Origin of the sequence: Vibrio hepatarius, assembly GCF_001274785.1 — a bacterium.
Classification (GTDB): Bacteria; Pseudomonadota; Gammaproteobacteria; order Enterobacterales; family Vibrionaceae; genus Vibrio; species Vibrio hepatarius.
The window spans coordinates 126,565-146,286 of sequence record NZ_LHPI01000016.1 but is presented as its reverse complement, the minus strand read 5'-3'; the positions used below and the strand labels follow the sequence as shown (position 1 = coordinate 146,286).

At 48.5% G+C, this 19,722-nt stretch carries 15 protein-coding genes; 12 read left to right on the top strand and 3 right to left on the bottom strand.

What is annotated here, in order from left to right; genetic code table 11:
* Positions 1-401: 401 nt before the first annotated feature.
* From pyrB to AKJ31_RS15740, 9 genes are all read left to right on the top strand, one after another.
* The gene (gene pyrB / locus AKJ31_RS15780; RefSeq protein WP_053410065.1) at positions 402-1,331 is read left to right on the top strand and encodes an aspartate carbamoyltransferase; all 930 of its coding nucleotides are present in this window, start codon (positions 402-404) and stop codon (positions 1,329-1,331) included.
* Positions 1,332-1,348: 17 nt separating this feature from the next.
* Positions 1,349-1,813, top strand: coding sequence for an aspartate carbamoyltransferase regulatory subunit (gene pyrI, locus AKJ31_RS15775; RefSeq protein ID WP_053410064.1), 465 nt, complete (start codon positions 1,349-1,351; stop codon positions 1,811-1,813).
* A gap of 323 nt (positions 1,814-2,136) precedes the next feature.
* Positions 2,137-2,625 carry an arginine repressor gene (locus AKJ31_RS15770; protein WP_053410063.1) on the top strand — a complete coding sequence of 163 codons (489 nt, stop codon included), beginning with the start codon at positions 2,137-2,139 and terminating at the stop codon, positions 2,623-2,625.
* 193 nt (positions 2,626-2,818) lie between these two features.
* Positions 2,819-4,609 carry a protein-disulfide reductase DsbD gene (locus AKJ31_RS15765; protein WP_053410062.1) on the top strand — a complete coding sequence of 597 codons (1,791 nt, stop codon included), beginning with the start codon at positions 2,819-2,821 and terminating at the stop codon, positions 4,607-4,609.
* Between the two features lie 298 nt (positions 4,610-4,907).
* Positions 4,908-5,543, top strand: a complete 636-nt coding sequence (locus tag AKJ31_RS15760) for a response regulator (protein ID WP_053410061.1) — start codon at positions 4,908-4,910, stop codon at positions 5,541-5,543.
* Between the two features lie 136 nt (positions 5,544-5,679).
* Positions 5,680-6,303 (top strand): MarC family protein, encoded by a 624-nt coding sequence (locus AKJ31_RS15755; RefSeq protein ID WP_053410060.1) that lies wholly within the window; start codon positions 5,680-5,682, stop codon positions 6,301-6,303.
* A gap of 221 nt (positions 6,304-6,524) precedes the next feature.
* Positions 6,525-6,788 (top strand): DUF4212 domain-containing protein, encoded by a 264-nt coding sequence (locus tag AKJ31_RS15750; protein WP_053410059.1) that lies wholly within the window; start codon positions 6,525-6,527, stop codon positions 6,786-6,788.
* Between the two features lie 12 nt (positions 6,789-6,800).
* Complete coding sequence (locus AKJ31_RS15745; protein ID WP_053410058.1) at positions 6,801-8,528, top strand: sodium:solute symporter family protein; 1,728 nt, start codon at positions 6,801-6,803, stop codon at positions 8,526-8,528.
* A gap of 111 nt (positions 8,529-8,639) precedes the next feature.
* Positions 8,640-9,125 (top strand): hypothetical protein, encoded by a 486-nt coding sequence (locus AKJ31_RS15740; protein WP_053410057.1) that lies wholly within the window; start codon positions 8,640-8,642, stop codon positions 9,123-9,125.
* Between the two features lie 77 nt (positions 9,126-9,202).
* Here AKJ31_RS15740 and AKJ31_RS15735 read toward each other — a convergent pair whose 3' ends face one another.
* Together AKJ31_RS15735 and AKJ31_RS15730 are read right to left on the bottom strand one after the other, a co-directional pair.
* A complete protein-coding gene (locus AKJ31_RS15735; protein WP_053410056.1) occupies positions 9,203-12,631 on the bottom strand; it encodes a hybrid sensor histidine kinase/response regulator in 3,429 nt (1,142 codons plus the stop codon).
* Positions 12,632-12,728: 97 nt separating this feature from the next.
* Positions 12,729-13,907 carry a 3-phenylpropionate MFS transporter gene (locus tag AKJ31_RS15730; protein WP_053410131.1) on the bottom strand — a complete coding sequence of 393 codons (1,179 nt, stop codon included), beginning with the start codon at positions 13,905-13,907 and terminating at the stop codon, positions 12,729-12,731.
* 198 nt (positions 13,908-14,105) lie between these two features.
* Here AKJ31_RS15730 and AKJ31_RS15725 point away from each other — a divergent pair, with 198 nt between their 5' ends.
* The 3 genes from AKJ31_RS15725 to acs all read left to right on the top strand — a co-directional run bounded on the left by AKJ31_RS15725 (position 14,106) and on the right by acs (position 18,732).
* Entirely contained in the window at positions 14,106-15,932 is a 1,827-nt protein-coding gene (locus tag AKJ31_RS15725; RefSeq protein WP_053410055.1) for a DUF294 nucleotidyltransferase-like domain-containing protein, read from the top strand.
* Between the two features lie 10 nt (positions 15,933-15,942).
* A complete protein-coding gene (locus tag AKJ31_RS15720; RefSeq protein WP_053410054.1) occupies positions 15,943-16,575 on the top strand; it encodes a 3'-5' exonuclease in 633 nt (210 codons plus the stop codon).
* A 207-nt stretch (positions 16,576-16,782) separates the two neighbouring features.
* On the top strand, positions 16,783-18,732 hold the full coding sequence (gene acs, locus AKJ31_RS15715) for an acetate--CoA ligase (RefSeq protein ID WP_053410053.1): 1,950 nt from the start codon (positions 16,783-16,785) through the stop codon (positions 18,730-18,732).
* 34 nt (positions 18,733-18,766) lie between these two features.
* Here acs and AKJ31_RS15710 read toward each other — a convergent pair whose 3' ends face one another.
* Positions 18,767-19,561: a hypothetical protein gene (locus AKJ31_RS15710; protein WP_053410052.1), complete on the bottom strand. Its 795-nt coding sequence runs from the start codon at positions 19,559-19,561 to the stop codon at positions 18,767-18,769.
* Positions 19,562-19,722: the final 161 nt, after the last annotated feature.

The window sequence follows — 19,722 nt, the reverse complement described above, 5'->3', positions numbered from 1 at the left end:
AGGGAAATGCGGGCGGCAGGAAGGGAGACCCTCAATTTACCCTGAATAAAGCCCGCATTTTTTTTCAGCGAAAGACAAATAAAACAGCAACAAAAACGCCACCAAGCAAGTTCTCACAACACCTGAGAACAAGAGTCGAAAAGATGCCATCTTCGCATAAAAATCCAATTTCTGGATACTTTTCACAAACGCTTGCAAGGCGTTTTTTTGTACGTATAATCCTCCGCAATTTGTCTACGGAGCACAAAATGAAACAGCCACTTACAACGTATCGCGACAATTTTTCGCACCCTGGTTCAGGGACGTTCGCTGTTTCTTTTTCTCCATCGATCCTATTTGAAGCCTCCTATTTTTAGGGGGCTTTTTTTTGTCTGTCATTTACGAGACGAGGAAAATCAGCAATGGCGCATTCGTTATTTAAAAAGCACATTATCTCTATCCCAGAGCTTAGCCGTGAAGAGCTAGAGCTTATCGTTGATACCGCGGCAAGACTCAAAGCCGAGCCAAATCCTGAACTGCTAAAAAACAAGGTTGTAGCAAGCTGCTTCTTTGAGCCATCCACTCGTACTCGCTTGTCTTTCGAAACCGCAGTACAGCGCTTGGGCGGCACCGTGATTGGCTTTGATAACGGCGGTAACACGTCACTGGCGAAAAAAGGTGAAACACTGGCAGACTCAGTACAAGTGATTTCATCGTACGTTGATGCATTTGTGATGCGCCACCCGCAAGAAGGTGCAGCGCGTTTAGCGTCTGAGTTCTCAAACGGCGTACCTGTAGTTAACGGTGGTGACGGTGCAAACCAACACCCAACGCAGACTCTGCTTGACCTGTTCTCGATCTACGAGACGCAAGGCACGTTAGACAACCTCAACGTTGCGTTTGTCGGTGACCTAAAATATGGCCGTACTGTTCACTCTTTGACTCAAGCACTAGCGAAGTTCAACAACGTGCGCTTCTTCTTTATCGCACCGGAAGCGTTGGCGATGCCAGACTACATTTGTGAAGAGCTTGAAGATGCGGGCATCCAGTTCAGCATGCACAGCAACATTGAAGAAGTGGTGCCAGAGCTAGACGTGCTTTACATGACACGCGTACAGAAAGAGCGCTTTGACGAGTCTGAGTATGCGCACTTCAAATCAGCGTTTATCCTCACCGCTGAAACCCTAAAAGAAGCACGCGACAACATGAAAGTGCTACACCCACTACCACGTGTGGATGAAATCACCACTGACGTAGATAAGACCAAACACGCTTACTACTTTGAGCAGGCAGAAAACGGCGTTTACGCTCGCGAAGCGCTACTGGCTCTAGTTCTTAACGAAACCATTTAATTAGCAGGAGAGATATCATGGTGAAAGAAACTCAACTACAAGTAGAAGCGATTCGCAACGGTTCAGTGATCGACCACATCCCTGCTAACATCGGGATCAAAATTCTAAAACTGTTCAAGATGCACAAAACTAATGAGCGCATCACAATCGGTCTTAACCTACCTTCTTCAGCGCTAGGCGCAAAAGATCTGATCAAAATTGAGAACGTTTATCTCACTAAAGAGCAGGCGAACCAACTGGCACTTTATGCACCAAAAGCAACAGTCAACCAGATCGAAGAATACAAGGTCGTCAACAAGCTAAACCTGGCTCTTCCAGAGCACATTGAAAGCGTATTTGAGTGTCCAAACAGCAACTGTATTTCGCACGGTGAACCTGTTGAAAGTAAATTTAAAGTTCAACAAAAACAGGACAATGTGCATCTGAAGTGCCACTACTGTGAAAAAGTATTCTCACGCGAAATCATGACAGAAGCTCGTTAACCAATCGCTTCAATCCCTTGACGTCGATAGCGTAAATCGTACTGGATATTTATTCCTTACACGGAATAAATATCCACTTTCTATCAGAATATTCCTTCAAATCCCCGCTTTATGCATTATTTTTGTTTGGCGATCCCATTCACAAAGCCACACTTTGTTTGGTGGTAAACTCATTTCTCACAATAAATATAAGATCGCCAAAGAAGTGATTGCTCAAGCAACAAACCAATTTTCTTAGAGATTGGCCGAGGGGCACAGCAAGGAGAAAAAAGTGCCTTAGTTTACATGGACGGTTTATTCGTACGTCACGTTAAGGAGTTCCCATGAGTGAAACTCTAAACCCTATTACAGTAGATTACTCAGAAGATAAAACGCTTACCGCTGCCTGCAAACGCCTGCTTCAACAGCAAAGTTTTGCGACGCAAAATGACCTTCGCGAAGCGCTGGTTAATATCGGCTTTGAAGGCATTAGCCAATCCACGGTTTCTCGTCTGCTTTCTCAACTCGGTGTCGTCAAAGTGCAGAACGCGTGTGGTAAAAAGGTGTACTGCATTACCGTAGAAACCGCACCGGTACGCGTTGAATCTTCGATTTCATCGCAGATTGAATTCATTACCCACAACCAATCGATGGTGGTGGTAAAAACGCACCCCGGCAGTGCGCAACTTGTCGCTCGCCTAGTCGATATCGACCCGCACACCGAGATCTTGGGAACGGTCGGTGGTAACGACACCGTGTTGGTGATACCAAAAGACACCAACAACATTGACGCTTGTGAACGTGTTGTTCGAGCGCGTTTAGGCGTCGCGTAAAGCGAGAGCAAAACAGTCAAAGCTGAGAAACTCTGTAGCCTGAATCATCAGGGTTTCTCAGCGACTTTACCCCTTCTCATACTTTTCTATTAACCCGCGCGGTGAGATTATTTTCTTTGGCTTGAAACTTCTTCGTCCTTTCTTCTGTCCTAATGAGTTAAAATGAACAAAATTAACTCAAGTGACTGACTTTATGCGCTTTGCCTTTACGCTGATAATTCTTTGTTTTTCCATGCTTTCAACGCCAGCTCTGGCGGTTTTTGGCAACAACAACTCTACGCTCAGTTTTGATAACAAGGACCGATTTGTTCCTGTAGACGAAGCTTTTCCGTTGAATTATTTCCAACAAGGTAATCGCGTCCTGATCGACTGGCAGGTCAAACCTGAGTACTACCTTTATCAACACCGCATTGCGGTCAGCGGCGAAAATGTTACCGTCAACGAAGTCAGCATGCGCGACGGCGAACCGTACAAAGACGAGTTTTTTGGTGAGGTAAACATCTATACCACACCGCTGTTTGTTGAAGTCTCTTTGTCAGACTATCAAGAAGGCGCTCGCTTAATCGTTCAATACCAAGGCTGTGCGAAAGCTGGCTTCTGTTATCCGCCTGAAACACGTGTTATCGATGTCACCAGCTTTGCGTTTTCGGACAGCAACAGTGTGACGCAAACACCTGCGCAAGTTGACTCCGCGCCAAGTAACTCAGCACAAACACCATCGACACCAGCGTCACAAGATTCCAACCTAGCGTCGAAGCTCAGCGATAACTGGTGGACACCGCTCCTGTTTTTAGCGTTGGGAGTGGGCTTAGCGTTCACGCCTTGCGTACTGCCGATGTACCCGATTTTGACCAGTATCGTGCTTGGCAACGGTCAGTTAAGCCATCGCCGCGCACTAGGTCTATCTTTTGTCTACGTTCAAGGGATGGCGCTGACCTATACCCTGCTCGGTTTAGTGGTTGCATCCGCAGGCATGCAATTTCAAGCGGCAATGCAGCACCCGTATGTCCTGATCGGTCTGAGCGTATTGTTCGTCACCTTGGCGCTGTCAATGTTTGGCGTTTATAACCTACAGCTGCCAAGTGGCGTACAAACCTGGCTGAATAGCCTTAGCAACAAGCAACAAGGTGGTAGCTCACTGGGCGTCTTCGCCATGGGTGCCATTTCAGGATTGGTCTGCTCTCCGTGTACAACCGCACCGCTGTCTGGTGCACTGCTGTATGTCGCGCAAAGTGGCGACCTGCTGACTGGTGGTGTTGCACTCTACGCCTTAGCAATCGGTATGGGAATTCCGCTGATGTTGGTTGCGGTATTCGGCAATAAACTGCTACCAAAAGCAGGTAACTGGATGGACAGAGTAAAAACACTGTTTGGCTTTATCTTGCTGGCTGCGCCAATCTTCTTACTCGAACGTATCCTGCCAGAAGCATGGTCAACTGGCCTGTGGTCAGCACTCGGTATCGCCGCGTTTGGTTGGCTTTACCATGTCAAGAATTCACTCACCTTTGGCGGCTGGAAGCAAAGCACCATCGGTATTATTGCCGTACTCGGGTTATTCGCCTCAGCACAGCCTGCACTGAACTATTGGTTTAATCCACCAGCGGCGAAACAGCAGGCGAGCATTGAATTTATCCGTATCTCAACGGCGTCAGAACTAGAAACTCAGCTTGAGCAAGCCAAGCTTGCCGGCAAACCCGTCATGCTCGATTTCTACGCCGACTGGTGTGTCGCGTGTAAAGAGTTTGAAAAGTACACTTTTCACGAAACCAATGTCGAAGGTAAATTGAAGAACTTTGTCTTACTCCAAGCGGATGTGACGAAAAACACCCCACAAGACATTGAATTGTTAAAACAAATGAACGTTCTCGGTTTGCCAACCATCGAATTTTGGAACGCGAAAGGCGAACATATCCCTAACGCCCGTATTACCGGATTTATGCCAGCTGAGCCGTTCTTAGAGCATTTGACCACCCATAGTCTTTAAGCTCATCGGTGTTTTAAACGCCGCAAGAAACCATGCTAACCAGCGCTGCCTTCACTGTTTGAGGCGGCGTTGTTTTGTCTGAAAAATCAATAACCTTGCCAATTCGAATCCGTGCTAGTTTAAATCGAGATTGGCGTTTGGGATGACACCGGTTCTATTGGTGACAAGGGAACAAACATTTATATGCAATTTTTCTAATAAAACCCGATTTAGTTCAGACTTTTAGTGAATAAACATTGTCCCGTAACGCAAAGGTGACAATAATCATTTAACTAGTTTGTTATAAGTGTTTAACGTCATGGATTCGACATACAACATAATCATCGCCGACGATCATCCCCTTTTCCGCAACGCGCTTTTCCAATCCGTCCACATGGCGGTAAGTGGCGCCAACTTGCTGGAAGCCGACTCGCTTGAAGCGCTACTCGCAGTTTTGGCCAAAGAAGAAGAGCCAGATTTACTGCTGCTTGATTTAAAAATGCCGGGCGCGAACGGAATGTCGGGCTTAATACACCTGCGCGCAGAATACCCTGATCTGCCGATCGTGGTTGTCTCTGCCAGCGAAGAGTCGTCGGTTGTCACGCAAGTAAAGAGCCACGGTGCGTTTGGTTTTATTCCGAAATCGAGCGATATGCGTGAGTTGGTAAGTGCGTTGAACCAAGTATTAAATGGCGAACCGTTTTTCCCTGAAGGCTTGATTACGAACAACGCTGCGTGTAGCGACCTTGCTGAAAAGATCTCGACCCTAACACCACAGCAATACAAAGTATTAGGCATGTTGTCAGATGGCCTACTTAACAAGCAAATCGCCTATGAACTCAATGTATCTGAAGCGACCATCAAAGCGCACATGACCGCGATCTTCCGCAAACTTGGGGTGAAAAACCGCACCCAAGCCGTTATCTTGCTGCAACAACTCGAATCCGAGTCTTAATTCACTGTAATTTAACGCAATTGAGCCCAATTTAAGCTATTGTGACTAACTCAGGCTAACGGGGCTCCTGAGCACTCCCTCATCCCGTCGCCAAGTATGTTATCCCTCTGTTTCACTAACTCTGGGAGCCAAAAGCTTGCTTAGTATCTTAATTACTCAATTCGTTGTTCTGTGGGCAGTGATCGACCCTGTTGGTACTGTACCTGTCTACCTTTCACAAACTCATCACCTGACGGCTAAACAGCGTCGGTTGGTGGCTCTGAAAGCGGTCGGCATCGCCACGGGCGTACTGCTATTTTTCCTCATAGCTGGTCAGTTACTGCTAGAAGCGATGCAAATTCCATTGCCTGCGTTTCAAGCCGCAGGCGGTTTAGTATTGCTGCTGTTTGCACTCAGCATGATCTTTGGTGAATCCAAACCCGACCAAGAAACCAAGCTGTCTCAAGATCTCAGTAAATCTGATTTGGCAAACCTGGCGGTGTATCCGTTGGCGATCCCATCGATTGCTTCACCGGGTGCGATGATGGCAATTGTGATGTTAACCGACAATCACCGTAACTCTTTTCTGGATCAAGGGATGACGGCGGGCGTGATGATTCTAGTGTTGCTTATCACCTTGCTGTTGCTGCTTGGTGCGACGCATATCCAAAAATGGATTGGCAACGTCGGCGCCGCGATCATCAGTCGTGTTATGGGGTTAATTTTGGCCGCCGTCGCATTAAACAATCTTTTAATGGGTATAAAAGACTTCTATGTTTGAAAATAAATACGACTCAAAGCGATGAATTATTAGACCTTTGGCTAAATTAACACATCGTTAACATCACAAAAATAACCCCACCCATCTGTAAGCGCCTATTTTAAAGGCGCTTTTTTTATATACCCCCACGACTAAAGTTGAAAAGAGTTCTTGCCAACACCTTGCTAATGTAGATGGTGAAACATTTTCTTAACAACATAAGCAATCGTAAGGAGGCGGCAATGGCGTTTGAAAGTCAGGATAAAGCCAAAGCCTACTGGGACAAAAACGTAAAACTGATGATCAACTTGATGATCATTTGGTTTGTCGTTTCATTTGGCTGTGGCATTTTGTTTGTCGACGTACTGAATCAATTTCAATTAGGTGGATACAAGCTAGGTTTCTGGTTTGCTCAACAAGGTTCCATCTATGCGTTCCTCGGCATTATTTTCTACTACGCGTGGAAAATGCGCAAAATTGACCGCGAATTTAACGTGGACGAGTAAGGAGTCACTCAGATGGATTTGAAAACAATCACTTACCTCGTTGTTGGTGCGACCTTTATCCTTTACATCGGTATCGCGATTTGGGCACGTGCTGGATCAACTAAAGAGTTCTACGTTGCAGGCGGTGGTGTAAACCCTATCGCTAACGGTATGGCAACAGCAGCAGACTGGATGTCAGCGGCGTCATTTATCTCTATGGCAGGTCTTATCGCCTTCATGGGTTACGGCGGCTCTGTATTCCTAATGGGTTGGACTGGTGGTTACGTACTTCTCGCGCTACTTCTTGCACCTTACCTACGTAAGTTCGGCAAATTCACAGTACCAGAGTTTGTAGGTGAACGTTTCTACTCAAACGCAGCACGTATTGTAGCGGTTGTTTGTCTAATCATCGCGTCGGTAACTTACGTTATCGGTCAGATGAAAGGTGTGGGTGTTGCGTTTGGTCGCTTCCTAGAGGTTGACTACTCTACAGGTCTACTAATCGGTATGTGTATCGTATTTCTGTACGCGGTTCTTGGCGGCATGAAAGGCATCACATACACGCAGATTGCTCAATATTGCGTACTCATTCTTGCTTACACTATCCCAGCAATCTTTATCTCTCTGCAGCTTACTGGTAACCCATTCCCGCAGATTGGGCTAGGGAGCACCATTTCCGGCACCGATGTCTATCTACTCGATAGGCTCGACCAAGTGGTGACCGAACTCGGCTTTAGTGAATACACCACCCAGGTGCGTGGCGATACACTAAACATGTTCGCTTACACTATGTCGCTAATGATCGGTACAGCAGGTCTGCCACACGTAATCATTCGTTTCTTCACGGTACCAAAAGTACGTGACGCACGTACGTCAGCAGGTTGGGCACTTGTGTTCATCGCTATCCTATACACAACTGCACCAGCAGTATCTGCGATGGCTCGTCTAAACCTAATGGATACTGTAAACCCAGCTCCAGGTCAGCACCTAGCGTATGACGAACGTCCTGACTGGTTCAAAAACTGGGAGAAGACAGGTCTGCTAGGCTTTGATGATAAGAACGGCGATGGCAACATCCAGTACACGTCAAATGCTGAAACCAACGAACTTCGCGTTGATAACGACATCATGGTACTGGCTAACCCAGAGATCGCGAAACTACCTAACTGGGTAATCGCACTCGTCGCGGCAGGTGGTCTGGCAGCAGCACTATCAACCGCAGCAGGTCTCCTATTGGCAATATCTTCGGCGATATCGCACGACTTAATCAAAGGCGTGATAAACCCGAATATATCCGAGAAGAAAGAACTATTGGCGAGTCGAATCTCGATGGCGGTAGCCATTGCGGTGGCGGGTTACTTAGGTCTCCATCCACCAGGCTTCGCAGCAGGTACGGTTGCACTGGCCTTTGGTCTGGCGGCGTCCTCCATCTTCCCTGCACTGATGATGGGTATCTTCAGTAAGAACATCAACAAAGAAGGTGCTATCGCAGGTATGATCACTGGTATCAGTATTACTCTGTTCTACGTATTCCAGCACAAAGGTATCCTATTCATCTCAGATTGGACTTACCTACAAAGCTGGGGCAGCAACTGGTTCCTAGGTATCGAGCCAAACGCATTTGGTGCGGTAGGTGCGGTATTTAACTTCGCAGTAGCGTACGGTGTATCTAAAGTAACAGCGGAAACACCACAAGAAGTTAAAGATCTGGTTGAACACGTACGTGTACCAGCAGGTGCAAGTGACGCAGTCGATCACTAATCGTTAAATAAAACACTCTAAGCCCCCTTTTGGACTACCCGTCAGGGGGCTTTTTTATTACCCTTGATTGAGGTAATTTAGGCCAAATAACGTTGTAGCAAGGAAGCCCAAATGTTTAAAAACAAGCACTTAATCATCGCCCTACTCATAGCACCCATCTTATCTATCATCGCTTACTTCGGTACTGACATGGCGATAAGTGAAAAGCCGCATGCTGCACAAGAAGGTGAAACCTACAAGCTCGTGTCCAAGTCCAACTGTCGTTACACCAGCGGTTTGTGTGGCATGGAGAACGGTGAGTTTAAAGTGCTGTTTCGCTCTAAAAACCTCACAAAGTCAGCGCTAGAATTATCTCTAGAATCTGACTTTGCTCTTGAGGGAGTAAAACTCTCTTTGGTTGACGACCAAGACAAAACTGGCAAACCGCTCGATATGACGGCAGCAGGGAGTGAAGGTAAAAACTGGTACATCAGCTTACCAACACCAAGCTCACCTGAAAGCTGGTTGCGTGTTGCGATTCAATCCAATGGCACGCTTTACTACGGTGAAACACAAACCGCATTTGTGAAGTACGAAACGCTGTTTACTGAGCAGTGATACAACCTTATTTAAGGCGCGACAGTCAAATGAAAAAAGCCTGCACAATGCAGGCTTTTTTATTTCTCTGATACTGGCTATAACCCGTTGAGAATCGCTCTAAGCTTAAGCGGTTTAACGGGCTTAGGAATAAAGCTAAAGCCGTTGGAAGTGATCCCCGCCATCATGTCGTTGGTACGGTCAGCGCTGATAATGACACCTTTAAAGCTATCACCGAGCCTTAAGCGACATTGTTGCAGCACTTCTAATCCCGTACGTCCGTTATCCAAACGATAGTCAGATAAAATCACATCCGGTAGCCACTCTTCATCGATGGATTTCAAACTGCCGATAATATCGGTCGCGGTACGCACATCGCAGCCCCAACGCGCCAGTAGGTTTTCCATCCCGACCAAAATATCCGGTTCGTTATCAACGCACAGCACACGCAAATGGCTTAAGTCAGATGCCGCGCTTGCTGACTCGACTTGCGGCTTAGCCTGCGCTTCTGAGCTGCGTTCAAGGGTAATTGAGAAGACACTGCCATCTCCCGGCCAAGATCGCATCGAGATTTGATGCCCTAAGACATTCGCAATTCCTTTAGAGATCGCCAAACCAAGCCCGAGCCCCTGATCGGAGCGTACTTGGCTGCCTCGGGTGAACTCTTCAAAAATCTCTTGCTGCTTATCTTCATCAATGCCAGTACCGTTATCCCACACTTCGATGCGTACCTGCCCTCTCACCCGACGAACACCCAACACCACTTTGCCGTTCGGGTTATAACGAAACGCATTGGTCAGGAAGTTTTGCACCACGCGACGCAGCAGTTTCGGGTCAGACTGGACGATCAAGCTACTCGGCACCATTTCAAACTGCACACCTTGCTGCTTGGCTAATGCACTAAACTCGGCATTAAGGTTCGACAAGACATCATTGACTTCAAAGCTATGAATGTTGACGTCCAACTTACCTGACTCGAGACGCGAGATATCCAGCAAATCACCGATAAGGTCTTCTGCGGCGCCAAGCGCACTTTCGATATGGTGCGAAAGCTTTTTGGTTTCATCGTCTTTTGCCACTTCCGATAATGACGAAGCAAACAAGCGTGCCGCATTGAGTGGCTGCATTAAATCGTGGCTGACAGCGGCCAAGAAGCGAGATTTAGACTGAGATTCGCGCTCTGAACGTTGGGTCGCCGACACCAGTTTCTTATTGAGCTTTTCCAGCTCTTCGGTTCGCGCGTGTACACGTTCTTCCAGCGTTTCATTGGCCTCTTTCAACGCCTGCTCCGCCTCACGGAACACGGTGATATCGGTAAAACTCATCACGAAGCCACCACCTGGCATCGGGTTACCCTGCACTTCGATCACTCGTCCGTCTGGGCGAACGCGAGAAGAGGTATGGCGCGTCCCTTGCTCTAAGTGGTAAATACGACGGCGTACATGGTCTTCCGGGTCACCGAGCCCACATAAGCCTTGCTGCGCGTTGTGACGAATCACATCGGCGATTGGACGGCCGACCTGAATCAATCCAGTCGGGAAAGTAAACAGTTCTAGATAACGTTGGTTCCATGCCACCAGCCTGAGCTGTTTATCCACTACCGCGATACCTTGGCCAATGTGCTCAATCGCCCCTTGGAGTAGGCCGCGGCTGAAGTCGTACAGCTCCGATGCTTCGTCGACAATGGTTGCCACTTCTTCAAGCTGCATATTGCGCCCTTGCAGCGCCGACGTTAGCACTAACTTCGCCGAAGAGGCACCAAACACACCCGCCAACACGCGCTCGGTATGTCGAATTAACGTCGACGGCGCCTGCTGGTTTGGCATCATGGTTTCGTGTTGCTGCGCCCAATACTGCTTAAATGCAGTGCGAACTCGTGGCCTGCCGACAAAACGAGACGCCAGCATTTCCAACTCACCTACGGTCACGCGGCTTTGGTACAGGCTCATGTTTTCGTTTTCTGGCAGCGGCGTACCAATAAATGACGCCGACTGTAAGCGCTCACTCAGGCTGGCTCGAGTCAGCATAGAGACCAGCACATAACAAATCGCGTTACCGACAATACTCAGCACAATGCCCCAGTCTGAACCTGAGATACCGGCCGCTTCTAAGTAGTCTGGCGGCGTGACAATCCACAACAGGAAGTTGTTGCTCGCATCGCCCGCCAGCATATCGGTCTGGCTCATTAAGGTAATCAACCAGATGGTAAAACCGAACGCCAAGCCGACATACGCGCCTTTGCGGTTGCCTTGACGCCAATACATCCCGCCAAGAATCGCTGGCGCAAACTGGGTGATCGCGGCAAAAGATAAAAAGCCAATCGCCGAGAGCGAATGAATCGAGCCCAATGCTTGATAAAAACCCCAAGCGCCAAACAGTAGCAACAGGATCAGCGCGCGGCGAATGATCAGCAATAAACCAGAAAAGTGACGATGGTTACGATGAGATAAACGCATCCGGCGCAAGATAAGCGGCATCACCAAGTCGTTCGAGACCATGATCGCTAACGCAATAGTCGAAACGATGACCATGCCACTCGCCGCCGATGTGCCGCCTAAGAACGCCAGCAACGCAATATCGGTCGCACCGACCGCCATCGGCAAGCTGATCACAAAGGTATCTGGGCTCACGTCGGTGAGTAGGCTTTGCCCCACCCACGCGATCGGAAGGACAAAAATCCCCATCAACACCAGATAAATCGGAAATAGCCAACGTGCGGTGTGCAAGTCTTGCGCGCGTTCGTTCTCCACCACCATGGTATGGAATTGACGTGGCAGACAGACAATCGCCATCATGGTCAACAAGGTGTGAATCGCGAGCGTGGGTAAATTGGGAGATTCATAGGTTTGTGCGGCGATCTCGACTAGCTCGATATCGCGGCTACCCAGCGCGAGATAAAGGATAAAACAGCCGACAACCAAAAAAGCGACCAGCTTGATCAAGGATTCAAACGCAATCGCCATCATCATGCCGCGGTGGTGCTCGGTATTATCGATATGACGCGTACCAAACAGCATGGTAAACACCGCCAGTGCACCAACGACAAACCACGACACATCTGAACCGTTATTGGCAAAACTCTGCGACAGGTCTGGGGCGATGATTTCTAAGCCCATGGTGATCCCGCGCAGCTGCAAAGCGATGTAAGGCAAGATACCCGCAACCGCGATCAGCGTAACGACCACCGCCAACCCTTGTGACTTACCGTAACGCGCGGCAATAAAGTCGGCGATCGACGTGATGTGTTCCCGTTTGGCAGTAATGATTAAGCGCGCGAGAATGCGCCAGCCAAACGTAAAGACCAAAATCGGAGCAAGATAGATCGGCAAAAAAGACCAAGGATTATCGCTCGCTTGTCCGACCGTGCCGTAAAACGTCCATGAGGTACAGTAAACCGCAATCGACAGGCTATAAATCCACGAACGCCATTTCGCCAACCATTTTGGGTGTTTGTCGCCGTGCCATGCGATGAGAAACAGCAGCCCGAGGTACATCAGCAGCACCACGATTACCAGCCAACCTTGCATCAGATATCCTTATCTTGAGTCGCGTCCATAAAAAAGCCTCTCCATTTGGAGAGGCTTCATTTAACTAAGGATAATCACTTATCTCAATGCGTTCGGTTTAATTCTGTGGTTCAGCTTTCATAACCTGTTCTTTCGACTGACGTTTAGGCTCAACACGAATAAACAACGCCAATACGCCCATCGCGGCCATCGCCCAGAACACATTCGCGCCCCAGTTCTCGTAACCCCAACCACTTAATGCAGTCATTAACGCAATAAACGCGCCTAGAGGAATCGCGTTGTATAGCGCTTGTAACGCCACCATCTTACGCTGCTCTGAGTTTTGGATGTATTGGATCGCTGCAATGTGCGCCATCGCAAACGTCACGCCGTGCAGCAGTTGGATCATCACCAATGCGACGAGTGCCGTCGTCGAAGCGGTCAAGCCCCAACGCGCTACGACACCTAAAGAGGCAACGACAAACAGAGTGCGCAGTGTCCAGCCAGAAAACAAACGCTTACTGAAAGCAAACACCGCCACTTCAGCGACCACACCCAAGCTCCACAAGTAACCAATGATGTCTTCTGAGTAGCCCGCTTCTTTCCAGTAAATCGAACTAAAACTGTAGTACGCCGCGTGGCTCCCTTGAATCAGCGCAACCAACACCAAGAACTTCACGACAGACAATTCACGCAATAACTCAGAGAGTTTAGGGCGCTCTGCGTGTTCTTCTTCGGTGGTCACAGGCATTGGCGTCGTGCGGCGAAGACTGAATAGTAACGAGGCAAACACACCCGCCAGCGCGGTATAGATGATCATGTCAGAACCGAATTTCGCGACCAAAAAGCCCACCACGGTAGAACCTGCGATGAACGCAATCGAACCCCATAGTCGTGTGCGGCCGTAATCCAACATTTTTAAACGTGCGTAGTAGTTCGCCATGGCATCGGAAAGCGGCACAATCGGCCCACAACACAAGTTAAACAGAATGGTCGCGATCGCCATTAACCAAAAGCTGCCGCCAGTAAAGAAGTGGAAAGCCACAAACACCAGAGCAGCGAAACTCAACCAACGTAGTGCTGGCATCAGGTGTTCCACTTTATGAATTCGAGGCGTTAACGTCATGTTCGCGACGCAGCGCGTAGCAAAACCAATCCCCACCAGTAAACCGATATCGGTCGGCGAAACGCCTTGTTCTTCGAACCATAACGCCCAAAACGGAAGATAAACGCCGTATGCAAAGAAAAAGCCGCCAAAATACTGGGAAATCCACCCATAAGGAGATGGGGTAAGCATAAAAACCTCGAATGCATATGAAAAAGCGCGCCTAGTATCTACTTTTTTACGCTGCATAAAAAGGGAATATTCTTCACCACAATGTTTCCCTATTGATACGCATCCAGTGTTTGGTAACCGTTCGACCAAAGTCGTCTGGCACTTCCCAAAGAATTTGTCACACTAGCACTATGGTCTCTTTGTACTTGTAGGTGATTCATGCCTGATAAATTTAACATGCACTCTCCCCCTTTCGATCGCCTAGATGAAAGCCAGCAGAAAAAGCTGCGTTCTTCACTCGACGTCGCCTACTTCAGAGGTAAAGAAACCATTTTGTCGACTGGCTCTGAGGCCAAGTATCTACATATTCTGATCAAGGGAGCGGTGGAAGAGCGATCGGAAAACGGCAGTGAGATTTTTGCTCATTACGCTAATGACGATCTATTTGATGTACGCGCTTTGTTTGAGGACAAGCTCCGCCACCACTATGTCGCGCTAGAAGATACCCTCGCCTACTTGCTGCCAAAAGACGTTTTCCTCGAACTCTATAATGAGAACGGTCAGTTCGCCACGTACTTCGATAACAACCTCGCCAAAAGGCAAGAGCTAATCGAAGCGGCACAGCAACAGCAAAACCTTGCCGAATTTATCCTAACCAAAGTGGACAGCGACATCTACCACCCACCGATGATCCTTCAGCCTGATCAGCCATTGAATGAAGTGACTCGAACGCTGAAAGAAAACGGCATTGACTCGGCACTGGTCAAGTTAAACGACGATGACCCGCGACTGCTCAGCCAACACCACGAGCTTCCCTACGGCATTATCACTCGAACCAATATGCTTCATGCGGTGATGCTGGATGACCACCCACTCGATACGCCTGTCGGTCAGATCGCAACCTTCCCAGTCATTCATGTGGAAGACGGTGATTTCTTGTTCAATGCGATGATAAAGATGACGCGAAATCGCATGAAACGCGTGATGGTCGCTGATGGCAAGCAAGCGGTCGGCATGCTCGACATGACACAAATCCTCAGCGCCTTCTCAACACATTCCCATGTACTCACTTTGAGTATTGCGCGTGCCTCGAGCATCGAAGAGCTGGCATTAGCCTCTAACCGTCAGCGTCAGTTGGTCGATAGCCTGTTGAGTAACGGTATTCGTACCCGCTTTATCATGGAACTGATTTCAGCGGTTAACGAACAGATCATCGAGAAAGCGTTTGAATTAGTCGTGCCACCCGCGCTGCACGATCACTGCTGTTTAGTCGTGCTCGGCTCAGAAGGGCGTGGCGAACAAATTCTTAAGACCGACCAAGATAACGCATTGATCATTAAAGATGGTTTGCACTGGCACCAATGCGAGCAAGTGATGAATCAACTCACCCATACGTTGCAGCAGTTGGGCTATCCACTCTGCCCGGGCAACGTGATGGTCAACAACCCGAAATGGGTCAAGTCACAAACCGATTGGAAGAAAACCATCACCCACTGGGCAAAAGCGACCTCGTCTGAACAGGTGATGGATTTGGCGATTTTCACCGACGCCCATGCCGTGGCTGGCAACAAAGAATTGCTCGAGCCAGTCAGACAACATCTCTACAGCCACATGCTAAACAACATGCTGGCGCTACAAGATTTTTGTCGCCCTGCGCTGCAATTTAGTCTGCCATTGACGCTGTTTGGTAATGTCAAACAAGATAAGCAAGGCGTGGATTTGAAAAGTGGCGGCATCTTCCCAATCGTGCACGGTATCCGCACTCTCGCCCTAGAGTACGGCGTTGATGAAAACAACACCTTTGAACGCATTGAGCTACTGCGTAAAAAACGCATCTTAGAACCCGATACCGCGGACAATTTAAGCGAAGCGCTCAAGCTTTTCTTTAAGCTGCGACTCGCCCAGCAATTGGCTAACCAACACAGTCACAACCGAATCGACCTGAAACTATTGGAGCGCACCGAACGCGACTTACTTCGTCACAGCTTACATGTGGTGAAGAAGTTTAAGCAGTTCCTCGGCTACCACTATCAGATCCGCGATTAAGGCCACGAGTATGAACTGGATTCAAAGGCTTTACTGGTTCCATAAACTCAAAGGTTCACCTTACCAAGCATTATTTGCTGGGGTGAAAAAGGATGAGTACGTCTCTCTCGACTGCGAGACCACCAGCCTTGACCCGAATCGCGCTGAATTGGTGACCATCGCAGCGACCAAAATCATCGACAACCGCATCATTACCAGTAAACCGTTTGAAGTCAGGTTGAGAGCGCCACAATCGCTTGACTCAAATTCAGTCAAAATCCACCAGATTCGTCATCAGGATTTGATCGATGGCATCGATGAAAAGCAGGCACTGATCCAGTTGCTTGAGTTTGCTGGTAACCGACCTCTGGTTGGCTACCATATTCGTTATGATAAGAAGATTCTCGACTTAGCGTGTCGTCGTCACTTAGGTTTTCCGCTGCCCAACCCGCTGATTGAAGTCAGTCAGATCTACCATGACAAACTCGAGCAGCACTTACCCAACGCCTATTTTGACCTGAGCTTAGACGCGATCTGCAAGCATCTCGACATCCCTATCCGCAACAAACACGACGCTCTGCAAGACGCGATCGCCGCCGCCTTGGTGTTCGTTAGACTGACAAAAGGTGATCTACCTAGTCTAAATCTGCCTTATACCCGCTAGCATAAGTGCTGATCTAACTCTCAATTTCAAACATAACAATCTAATTTTTAAGCAGAAGCTTCCCTCTCATCCTAAAGTCTAATTGTCGAATCCAGCCCTGTGCTTGAAAGTTATAGGCATAGGGATTTTGTACAACGTCGGTTGTTTTAAACGGACACTGCTAATTCCGACCCCATAACAACGGAATTAGGCACAAGGAGAAAAGCAATGAGTGAAGCCCATATTTATCCGGTAAAAGAAAACATCAAAACGAATACGCATGCGGATAATGACACCTACCTAGCGATGTACGAGCAATCGGTGAAAGACCCAGAAACATTTTGGGGCGAGCACGGAAAGATTGTCGATTGGATTAAGCCTTTCACTAAAGTGAAAAGCACCTCTTTTGATACTGGCCACGTAGATATTCGCTGGTTCGAAGACGGCACACTCAACGTTTCTGAAAACTGTATCGACCGCCACCTAGCAGAGCGCGGTGACGAAGTCGCCATCATCTGGGAAGGTGATGACCCAGCAGACGATAAAACACTGACGTTTAACGAACTGCACAAAGAAGTCTGTCGTTTCTCAAACGCACTAAAAGAACAAGGCGTGCGTAAAGGCGACGTTGTGTGTCTTTACATGCCAATGGTTCCGGAAGCGGCAGTCGCTATGCTGGCGTGTACCCGTATCGGTGCGGTTCACACTGTGGTATTTGGTGGTTTCTCACCTGAAGCACTATCGGGTCGTATTATCGACTCAGACGCAAAAGTGGTTATCACTGCAGACGAAGGCGTTCGTGGCGGCCGCGCAGTGCCACTGAAGAAAAACGTCGACGAAGCACTGACGAACCCAGAAGTGAAAACCATTAATAAAGTAGTAGTACTGAAACGCACTGGCGGCGACATCGAATGGCACGAACACCGTGACGTTTGGTGGCACGAAGCAACAGCAAAAGTGTCTGATGTTTGCCCACCAGAAGAGATGAAAGCAGAAGACCCACTGTTCATTCTTTACACTTCAGGCTCAACCGGCAAACCTAAAGGCGTACTTCACACCACAGGTGGCTACCTAGTGTACGCGACCATGACGTTTAAATACGTCTTCGACTACCAGCCAGGCGATACCTTCTGGTGTACCGCGGACGTGGGCTGGATTACCGGTCACACTTACTTAGTTTACGGTCCGCTATCTAACGGCGCGAAAACTATCCTGTTTGAAGGCGTACCGACTTACCCAACCACAGCGCGTATGAGCGAAGTGGTAGACAAGCACCAAGTAAGCATTCTATACACAGCACCAACAGCGATTCGCGCGCTGATGGCAAAAGGTAATGAAGCGATTGAAGGGACGTCTCGTGACAGTCTACGCATCATGGGCTCGGTGGGTGAGCCAATCAACCCAGAAGCTTGGGAGTGGTACTACAAAACCATCGGTGACGAGAAATCACCTATCGTTGACACTTGGTGGCAAACCGAAACTGGCGGCATCCTAATCACGCCACTACCAGGCGCGACAGACCTAAAACCAGGTTCAGCGACTCGCCCATTCTTTGGTGTACAGCCGGCTCTAGTCGACAACATGGGTAACGTTGTTGAGGGCGCAACCGAAGGCAACTTGGTTATTCTCGATTCTTGGCCTGGTCAGATGCGTACAGTTTACGGCGACCATGACCGCTTCGAGCAAACTTACTTCTCAACCTTTAAAGGCATGTACTTTACTGGTGACGGTGCTCGTCGTGATGAAGATGGTTACTACTGGATCACAGGTCGTGTCGATGACGTACTAAACGTTTCGGGTCACCGTATGGGTACCGCAGAAATCGAATCAGCACTGGTTGCACACCATAAGATTGCGGAAGCGGCGATTGTCGGTATTCCACATGACATCAAAGGCCAAGCGATCTACGCGTACATCACGCTAAACGATGGCGAGTTCCCATCCGCTGAGCTGCACAAAGAAGTGAAAGACTGGGTGCGCAAAGAGATTGGTCCAATCGCAACGCCAGACGTACTGCACTGGACAGACTCTCTACCGAAGACACGTTCAGGCAAGATCATGCGTCGTATCCTACGTAAGATTGCCACTGGCGATACGAGCAACCTAGGTGATACATCAACGCTGGCAGATCCAAGCGTAGTTGATAAGCTCATCGCGGAAAAAGCAGAATTGGTTTAAGCAAACAAACGCCCCTGAAGTCAGGGGCGTTTTTCTATCCGTGAAATTGATAGGTATACGAAGCAATTACACGCTTATCTGGGTCGTCGAGATAGGTGTTGTTATCCATCATAAAGGTCATCAAATTAAACGAATGGCTTTTGTTCACCAGGTATCCTGCACCTAACCCGGCGAAGAAGCCTTTGTAATTCTCTCCCTCATCGTTTTCTGAACCGTAAGTGGCCGCGGCAAAACCCATCATCGTCAACTCTGGCGTCAGCGACTTCAAGCCAAATGTACCCAAATAGCCGCTACTGCCAGCCGATTCCGCCATGTAGAAACCGTTTTCTGCACTCGGAACTCCTTGGAAAGCAATATCGTCGCACTTTGAGCCTTTAGCACAGCGTGGAGACTCACCATCATTGTAGGTATAGCCCGCCATGGGAAACAGCTGAATTCCTGCAGGCTCAATACCAAAGTAGCTGAGTGGCATAAAGGTCCCAACGCTGTAGTTGGTCTGATTGGCGCCATTGGTGTATTCATTCTTGCCAAAGTTGAAATTTAGGATCCCGATTGGAAACAACCAAGAGCCGCCGACACGCCATTCACTGGCGTCTTCATTCAGGCGCACGTTGATTTTTCTCGCCGCGTCTAACGCTAAAGAGCCAGAAAATGACACATTAGCATCATCAAAGTCATAGTTGTTGGCGTAAGAGATACCAGTTTTGGTAATCACCTTGGTCGGGTCGTCAGCCAGTTTTTCATGATTAGCTTGCACGGCAGGTTTCGCGGCTATTGCTGAACAAGTCACAGAGAGAGAAGCGATAGTGATTAAGGTCGCTACCTTCATATACAGGCACCTAAATTAGAAAGCGTGGATTGTGCCTGACTCAACTTTTAAGCCGTTTGGGAAAAGTGGCGATAAGATAAGCGGCAATATTGCGCGTCACTATAGTGGAGCACCGCTTACTTCACACTCTACTTAGCGCAAATATTCATCAATATCAGCAA